The sequence below is a fragment of the Aquiflexum sp. genome, from assembly GCF_977115555.1.
On sequence record NZ_CDSBKL010000187.1, the window covers coordinates 1 to 7,847 of the forward strand.

Sequence of the window (7,847 nt, forward strand, 5' to 3'; positions counted from 1 at the left end):
ATCACCATTGAACAAAGAATTACACCAAATGCCAAGCTTGATAAAGCTTCTTTTCTTCCTGCAAATATGTGAATCAAGGAATATAAAGAAATGTTGATCCCGATGCTGGCTGGGACTGATAAAATCATAAGGAGGTCTTTTAGAAAGTAGCCTCTAAACCATATTTCGTAAGAAATCAGGAATAAAACCCGAAATATAAGATAACTTGAATTTAACAGATATGTAGGATGAGGTTGAAAAACAGGCGATTTAATATCCAGTTTGTAGGCTTGGGAAAGACCGATGACAAAGGCCAAGATGGATAGACCTAATACTACAACAAGCTGAATTGAACCGGGCTGATTTTGACCAAAAATAAGTGCTATGGCTTTGGCTTTCCCCGAAATGATAATAGGTATGAATGCCCAAACTAAAATCCCCCAAGTCATCAAAAAAAACAGAATCTCCTTTTTTTGTGGCCAACCCCTCTCAGAAATAAACTTCAGGCTTTTAGTTGTATAAGCCCACCAACTAATCAAAAACATGCTCAAATAAGCCAAACCATGATATATGAATCCGAGATTTGGGTTTTCAACCATGTTTTTTTGGAAATTAGAGGAATACGATATTTCCGGTTTTCACAGACTCATCGCAGGCAAATGCTATTTTTAGGCTGTTGATGGCATCCAACAAATGATCTGTCAAGTCAATATCCTGTTGTATTGCCTTTAGAAAATACTGCTGTTCCCTATCACAAAGTCCCTGATGATCAGGTTCATCAGCCATGTCGATCCAAAAATCTTTTTTTGTAAAATTGTTCTTTTCATCGATATCAGAATGGTGGACTTTGATGCTTTCGGTTTTGGTGTGAGAATCCACATGATCAGATTTACCTGCCGAACCAGCGGATTTGGCCACGATAGATACCGCTCCTTTCGGTCCAAAGACGTCTTTGATAAAGAAGGCATTGTCAGAAATCATCGGGCCCCAACCTGCTTCATACCATCCCACAGATCCGTCTTCAAACCGAATTTGAAGCTGTCCATAATTATAATTGTCTAATGGGATTTCTTCAGTTAGCCTCGCTCCGATAGCTGAAACTGAAACAGGCTTAGACCTGGTCATTTGACACATCACATCTATATAATGCACTCCGCAATCCACAATCGGACTCAAACTTTTCATCAGATTTTTATGGACATCCCACATATAACCATGGCTTTGCTGGTTGAGATTCATTCGCATAACCAAAGGTTTTCCAAGTTTGTGCGCTTCTTCAATAAACCTTTCCCAAGAAGGGTGATGTCTCAAAATATAGCCAACAACGACTTTTTTCTTGACTTTTTCAGCTGCATCAATGATCCTTTGGGAACCTTCCACAGTATCTGCCAAAGGTTTTTCGATAAAAACATGACAACCGCTTTCTAAAGCTTTGACAGCCATTTCCTCATGGGTATCAGGATAAGTCGAAATACAAACCGCATCAGGCCGGGCGGATTCCATCGCTAAGTCAAAATCATCAAACAAAGGATAATTGCTTCCCAATTTCTCATTCAGTTTGACTTTACTTTCTCCTCGCGCAACTAGGCCGCAGATTTCAAATTCGGCCATATTATGATAGGATGTTGCATGGGAAGCTCCCATATTTCCGCAACCTACTACCAGGATTCTGATGGGTGTTGACATTTAGATAAATAAGTTTAGATGATATTTGCTTCTATTTATTAAAAATTCAGAATTCAGAATTCTTTCAATTTCCTTTTACAAAAACCTCCTTAATGGCTTCCAAATAGTCAAATCCATGGCCTTCGGTAGGTTCGATATAGTTTCCTTCAAGGTATTCATTCCAACAACAAACCATCACTGTATTTCCATTTGACGCCCGGTACTTTTCTGAATACTTTTGAGCTTCCAGCAATTTCGCTTTGAAAGTTGACTTTGTGCTGTGGACATTGTCTTTGTAGGGTTCACTTGGGAAACCAGTAGCCTGAGGCCAAGTGCCGCCTATGGGTCGCATATCCCAACCCATTGCCACTGGAATTTGGTATTCGAAACTGGGATCATTTTTATACATCTCGGACCATTTTTCCCAGTGGCTTTTGTAATTGGCCCGCATGTCATCATAAGATCTGTTATCTTTTTCCATAAAGGAATGGTAAACATAGGCTGTCATTCCTTCAAAGCCCATTCCCTTTAACCTCGGAACATAATCTTGAAATAGCAATTTGTCAGTATAATTACCACCTCTCCAAATTTCTTTTGGATTATTGGCGACCCATTTGGTAGGCAAGGCATACGGTTTTTCTCTTTCAGCCATCGCCCCTGCCGCAACCGCTATAAATTTAATTCCCTTTAAACCTGCTTTTTGAGCCATGGCTCTTGATCTGTCAAGGAGTTCTTTCATGGATATCCCATAGAAGGCGGCTCTTGATTCCAAATCCTGAGGGAAATAGAGGTAAACAATCGGTCTTCCTGTGTCATCCTTGAGGTAATCTTTCCTTTTGAAATATTTGTCAATCCATAATTGTGTGATTTTGTCATGGACTTTCAAGTAAAGTTGCTTGTCAGGAACTTCTCCTTTATAGTTTCTTCCTGCTGCAAGACTTGCCGGTGAACCTAAATCAATCCAACTTCTCCACCTTTCTTCGCTGTCGTCTACCCAATTGATTGCCCATTTCATTTGTTTGTCATCAGGCAATTTTTCGTTTTCACTCAACAAAACCGATAATTGTTCATTCCATTGTTCGATTCCTGGCACTTCAACCCTCCCATCTTTTGTCGGATCTGTTTTCCAACCTTTGGGATAATATGTCTTTGCCTGTGGGGCATAATTCAAATGGTAATAATAGTGCCTTCCAAAAAACCAGTCATAAGCAAAAAAATCTATCCCATAGCTTTTCATATATTCCAGCTGCTTTTTGGCTACCTGTGGATCATTTCTTTTGTAGAATCCTTTCAGACTTGAATGTGGTTTCCTTTCTAAGAAGGGTCCTTCGTAAGGATTTTTCGCATTATAAATTCTGCCTTTAGGTCCCCATATGGCAGTATTGTTGAGGTGCCCGCAATTTTCCCTTCCCGTAAGGCAAGCCCAAAAACTGTCTATATCTTGGTTCGGATCCGTGGACAGATTCCATGAAGGCATAAAAAAAACGCCTACCATATTTTCTTTTTCTGCTCTTAAATTTTCTTCTACCTCATTCCCAAAAGAGGTTAAGGAGAAAGAATTACTAGATGTATTTGATATTGATGAGTTCAGGTCTGATTCCAATATGCCTGATTGAACCTCAGCTTTTTTGGAAGAACAGTTTTCTGGTCCTAACATTAGAAAGGTCAATACAAAAAGGATGGAAAGTAATTTCATCATGATTAGTCTTTTGATTGATTATTTCTTAAAAATAAAAAACCGTGGTGGCTTTTCCATCACGGTTTTTGAAAAATGCATAAGGTATTTCTATTTTCTTGCGATAGCTTTTTTTGCAGCCTTCACGATATTCTCAGCATTCAATCCATATTTTTCCAACAATTGTGTTGGTGTACCGGACTCTCCAAATGAATCCATAACCCCAATATATTCCAATGGGGCTGGATTGTTTCTTGCCAAAGCTTGGGCAATGCTGTCTCCTAAGCCACCGTTGATTTGATGTTCTTCTGCGGATACCGCACAACCCGTCTTGGAGATAGATGCCAATACTGCTGCCTCGTCAAAAGGCTTGATGGTGTGGATATTGATTACTTCAGCATAGATTCCTTCTTCACGTAGCATGGCTTCTGCCACTACTGCTTCCCAAACTAGGTGACCGGTTGCAAAGATGGATACATCTTTGCCTTCGATCATTTTCCATGCTTTTCCGATTTCAAATTTTTGGTCAGCAGGAGTAAATATCGGCCAAACAGGCCTTCCAAATCTTAAATAAGCAGGACCCACATGGTCTACCAAAGCTAAGGTCGCTGCTTTGGTTTGGTTATAATCGCAAGGATTAATGACAGTCATGTGAGGAAGCATTCTCATCATACCTACATCCTCCAAAATCTGATGTGTCGCTCCGTCCTCTCCCAAAGTCAGACCTGCATGGGACGCGCAGATTTTCACGTTTTTATCGGAATAGGCCACAGATTGCCTTATTTGATCATAAACACGTCCCGTGGAAAAGTTGGCAAACGTTCCAGTAAATGGAATTTTTCCACCTATTGCCATTCCTGCAGCCAAGCCTATCATGTTGGCTTCAGCAATGCCTACCTGAAAAAATCTTTCAGGAAATTCTTTTTGAAAAGCACCCATTTTCAGCGATCCAATCAAGTCAGCACAAAGGCCTACAACATTTGGATTTTTGCGGCCTGCTTCAAGCAATCCATCTCCAAATCCTGAGCGGGTATCTTTTTTTTCCGTGTAGGTATATTTTAAATCTAAGGTCTTTTCCATGTTAATAGTCTCCTAAAGTTTCACTCAATTGTCCCAAAGCATTTTCAAGTTCGGCGTCACTTGGAGCCACCCCGTGCCATTTGTGCGTGCCTACCATGAAATCCACGCCATATCCCATTTCGGTATGTAGGAGTATCATCACAGGTTTTCCTTTTCCAGTCAGGGATTTTGCTTCAGACAGGCCTTCTAATACTGACTCCATATCATTGCCTTTTTTAACCTCGATCACCTCCCAACCAAATGCTTCCCATTTGGCTTTTAGGTTTTTAAGATCCATCACTTTAAGAGTCGGTCCATCGATCTGCTGACCGTTATAGTCAATAGCCGCAATTACATTGTCAACTTTATGGTGTGCCGCATACATCCCTGCTTCCCAGACCTGACCTTCTTGTTGCTCACCGTCGCCCATCATGACATAGACAAGCTTGTCATCCTTATCGATTTTCTTGGCTTGGGCTACACCGATGGCTACTGAAAGTCCCTGTCCCAAAGAACCGGAAGCAATTCTGATTCCCGGAAGGCCTTCATGTGTGGCAGGATGGCCCTGAAGTCTAGAATTCAATTTCCTAAAGGTGCCCAATTCCGCTGTGCTGAAATACCCACTTCTTGCCAAAACACTATACCATAGCGCTGAAACGTGGCCATTGGAAAGAAAGAACATGTCTTCACCTTTCCCATCCATTTTGAATTTGTTGTCGTGGGTCATCTCATTGAAATAGAGCGCCACAAAATATTCAGTTAGGCCAAGAGCAGCGCCAGGGTGACCTGACTGTACGGCATGAACCATACGGAGGCAATCCCTTCTTACTTGGGAACAGATTTGCTTGAGTTGATCGATAGATTGTTTTTCCATTAGTTGGAATTATTTGAGAATTTGATTGGTATGGTTTTTTGTATCTACTTTTTCAATGATTTCTTCCAAAACCCCCTTTTCATCAATGACAAAAGTGGTTCTTGCGGTTCCCATGTACTTTCTGCCGTACATGGATTTTTCTACCCAGGTACCGTATGCTTCATGAACTTTGAGGTTCTCGTCAGCGATGAGCGGGAAGGGTAGGTTTTGTTTTTCGATGAACTTAAGGTGGGATTTTTCAGAATCTGAACTTACACCAAGCACGATAAATCCTGCTTTCTGCAAAGCTTCATAATTGTCTCTGAGGTTGCAGGCCTGTGCGGTACAACCTGGAGTGGCGTCTTTTGGATAAAAATAAAGGACTACTTTTTTTCCTTTGAAATCGGAAAGTTTAATGGTATTTCCGTTTTGGTCTTTGGCTTCAAAACTTGGAGCGGGCATTCCTACTGATAATGACATGATGTTTATTGTTTAAAGTTGAAGTTTGTTTAAAGTTTGGTGGTATAGCGTTTTTCATTTCCCGCCATATCCCTTACTATCAATAGAACTTCTCCTTTGAATGGTTGTTTATCTAATTTTTCGGACCAGATCACATTTTGCTTGTGTTCGTAGCGCATGAGTACCCACTTTCCGTCTACATACGCTTCAAAATCTTTGATACCTGATTTTTCATCTTTGATTACAAATCTCATTTCAGATGTGTTGATCCTAACAGGGGCAATGGTGGGAGCAACTCTATCCACGTCCAAAACAAAAGTACCAAAATTTCTGGTTTTGAATCTGATATCTTCATTTTCCCATTCACCACCAACGAAGGATTTTCGTCCATTATCTGCCTGAAAATAGACATGGGTATTTTTTTTGTCTCCTACATATCCGGTATTTCTGATAAGTACTTCCATGTTGCTTTGAAGGTATTCAGCAGGACTATTAATCCTGACAGACGGCCCTGTTCCATTACTTTTTCGATTTATTCTAAGGTATAGGTCATCCAATAGGGTGTTTTCTGAGAATTTGATTTCTACATCATTATTGGCAAATGAAAATTCTTCACCAAAAGGAATTTTGATCAACACATTCGGTTTGAGGATTTCTGTACACAGGTCTATGGAATCAGGAACGCCATAGCGCATATCCCAAAGGTAGTTTCTTCTTCCATCCTGGATGTATGCGGGAGGAATTTCCATTTCTTGGCTATTGACAAAAACCTTTGCCAGAGTTCCCCATTCTGATCCGGCGGTTTGGATGACCATTACTTCCCTATTGAATGAAATATTGGTAGTCCTATTTGCAGAAATAGTCTGACTTCCTATTTGGGTTTTAGCTTCTTCAGCCTCTACCTGCAGGCTGAGAACCCGGGCATTGCCGAAGTAGTCCTTCATCGTGACTTTGAGCTGCTTTTTTTCACCTGCTTTGGCGGAAATGGCTCCTGCTGTGAGCGAGTCCGGTTCGTAGATATTAAGTTGGTTATTTGGATATTGGAATAGTCTTATGAACCTGTTTTGGTACATATGGCTTAAAAAGAACCTTCCTTTATTGAAATCAATGTGGTCTACATTGATGCGGTAGAGGGGTTTTTCATTTTCCAGCAACTCAATGACAGGTATCCCGAACACATTGTTGACACCATCCATTTTATCTACTGCATAAATTTCCACACCAACCCGCCCAGTAATTTTTACCGGCTGATGGAGGATATATCTTCCGCCTTCTATGATAGGTGTGAATTCCTGCCTTTGGTAACGTCCATTGACCCTGGAATCAGCATCCAAAGGACTCAATGCAATTCTATACAAAACAGGCGGGGTTTTGTCCACTACTTCTTGGAAACCGAAAATAAAAGGATCTATGGCACGGTCTAGACTATCTCTGATTTCAAAATGCAAATGTGGCCCTCCTGAACTTCCTGTATTTCCCCCATTTCCTATGATTTCCCCTTTTTTGATGGGAAGAAATTCCGGATCCGGAAATACCTCCAATTCGTTTTTCTGAGCGAAATACATCTCCTTCCGCATAAATTCCATGATTTTGGGAGATACATTTCGGAGATGGGCATAAACAGAAGACTGCCCGTTGGTATGCTTTAGGTAAATGACATTGCCATAGCCATAGGTCGAAATTTTGATTCTTGAAATGTACCCATCTGAAATCGCAAGGATGGGTTCGCCATCCACGCCGCCGATTTTGACATCTATGCCTGAATGGAAATGGTTAGGACGGATTTCACTGAAATTTCCAGAAAGGAGGTTTCTGGTTCCCGGTTTGACTGGAAACAAATACTCCTGTGCATTTAAAACAAAAGGAAAAAAGAAAAATAATAAAAGGAGGTACCTACTTGACTTCAAAATCCAACAGCTTTTTATCTTCTATAAACGCTTCTAATCTGTCCCCGATAGACACTTTACTCACTCCTGCGGGTGTTCCTGTAAAGATGAGGTCTCCTTTTTTCAAAGTGAAAAATTGAGACACATATTCTATGATCACCCCAAAATCAAACAACATCATGGAAGTGTTTCCCTTTTGTCTCACCTCTCCGTTGATGTCCAAATGAAAATTGATATCTGTAAAATTTTTGAACTCCGATACCGGTAAAAA

Annotated in this window: 8 protein-coding genes; all 8 read right to left on the minus strand. The window is 40.6% G+C overall.

What is annotated here, in order from left to right; translation table 11 throughout:
- On the minus strand, positions 1-578 hold a 578-nt coding region (locus ACZFYI_RS11980), incomplete at its 3' end, for a hypothetical protein (RefSeq protein ID WP_462524365.1).
- A gap of 13 nt (positions 579-591) precedes the next feature.
- Positions 592-1,665 carry a Gfo/Idh/MocA family protein gene (locus tag ACZFYI_RS11985; protein WP_462524366.1) on the minus strand — a complete coding sequence of 358 codons (1,074 nt, stop codon included), beginning with the start codon at positions 1,663-1,665 and terminating at the stop codon, positions 592-594.
- A 64-nt stretch (positions 1,666-1,729) separates the two neighbouring features.
- A complete protein-coding gene (locus ACZFYI_RS11990) occupies positions 1,730-3,343 on the minus strand; it encodes a glycoside hydrolase family 99-like domain-containing protein (RefSeq protein ID WP_462524367.1) in 1,614 nt (537 codons plus the stop codon).
- A gap of 87 nt (positions 3,344-3,430) precedes the next feature.
- Positions 3,431-4,399 carry a transketolase family protein gene (locus tag ACZFYI_RS11995; RefSeq protein WP_462524368.1) on the minus strand — a complete coding sequence of 323 codons (969 nt, stop codon included), beginning with the start codon at positions 4,397-4,399 and terminating at the stop codon, positions 3,431-3,433.
- 1 nt (position 4,400) lies between these two features.
- Positions 4,401-5,252 carry a transketolase gene (locus ACZFYI_RS12000; protein WP_462524369.1) on the minus strand — a complete coding sequence of 284 codons (852 nt, stop codon included), beginning with the start codon at positions 5,250-5,252 and terminating at the stop codon, positions 4,401-4,403.
- Between the two features lie 9 nt (positions 5,253-5,261).
- A complete protein-coding gene (gene bcp / locus ACZFYI_RS12005; protein ID WP_462524370.1) occupies positions 5,262-5,711 on the minus strand; it encodes a thioredoxin-dependent thiol peroxidase in 450 nt (149 codons plus the stop codon).
- A 29-nt stretch (positions 5,712-5,740) separates the two neighbouring features.
- Positions 5,741-7,528: a M23 family metallopeptidase gene (locus ACZFYI_RS12010; protein ID WP_462524371.1), complete on the minus strand. Its 1,788-nt coding sequence runs from the start codon at positions 7,526-7,528 to the stop codon at positions 5,741-5,743.
- A gap of 55 nt (positions 7,529-7,583) precedes the next feature.
- Positions 7,584-7,847 (minus strand): fumarylacetoacetate hydrolase family protein (locus tag ACZFYI_RS12015; RefSeq protein ID WP_462524372.1); only part of this gene is annotated, 264 nt, incomplete at its 5' end.

Coding starts and splice junctions, on each gene's coding strand:
- ACZFYI_RS11985 (WP_462524366.1), bottom strand. CDS start 1,665: ATGTCAACACCCATCAGAATCCTGGTAGTAGGTTGCGGAAATATGGGA.
- ACZFYI_RS11990 (WP_462524367.1), bottom strand. CDS start 3,343: ATGATGAAATTACTTTCCATCCTTTTTGTATTGACCTTTCTAATGTTA.
- ACZFYI_RS11995 (WP_462524368.1), bottom strand. CDS start 4,399: ATGGAAAAGACCTTAGATTTAAAATATACCTACACGGAAAAAAAAGAT.
- ACZFYI_RS12000 (WP_462524369.1), bottom strand. CDS start 5,252: ATGGAAAAACAATCTATCGATCAACTCAAGCAAATCTGTTCCCAAGTA.
- bcp (WP_462524370.1), bottom strand. CDS start 5,711: ATGTCATTATCAGTAGGAATGCCCGCTCCAAGTTTTGAAGCCAAAGAC.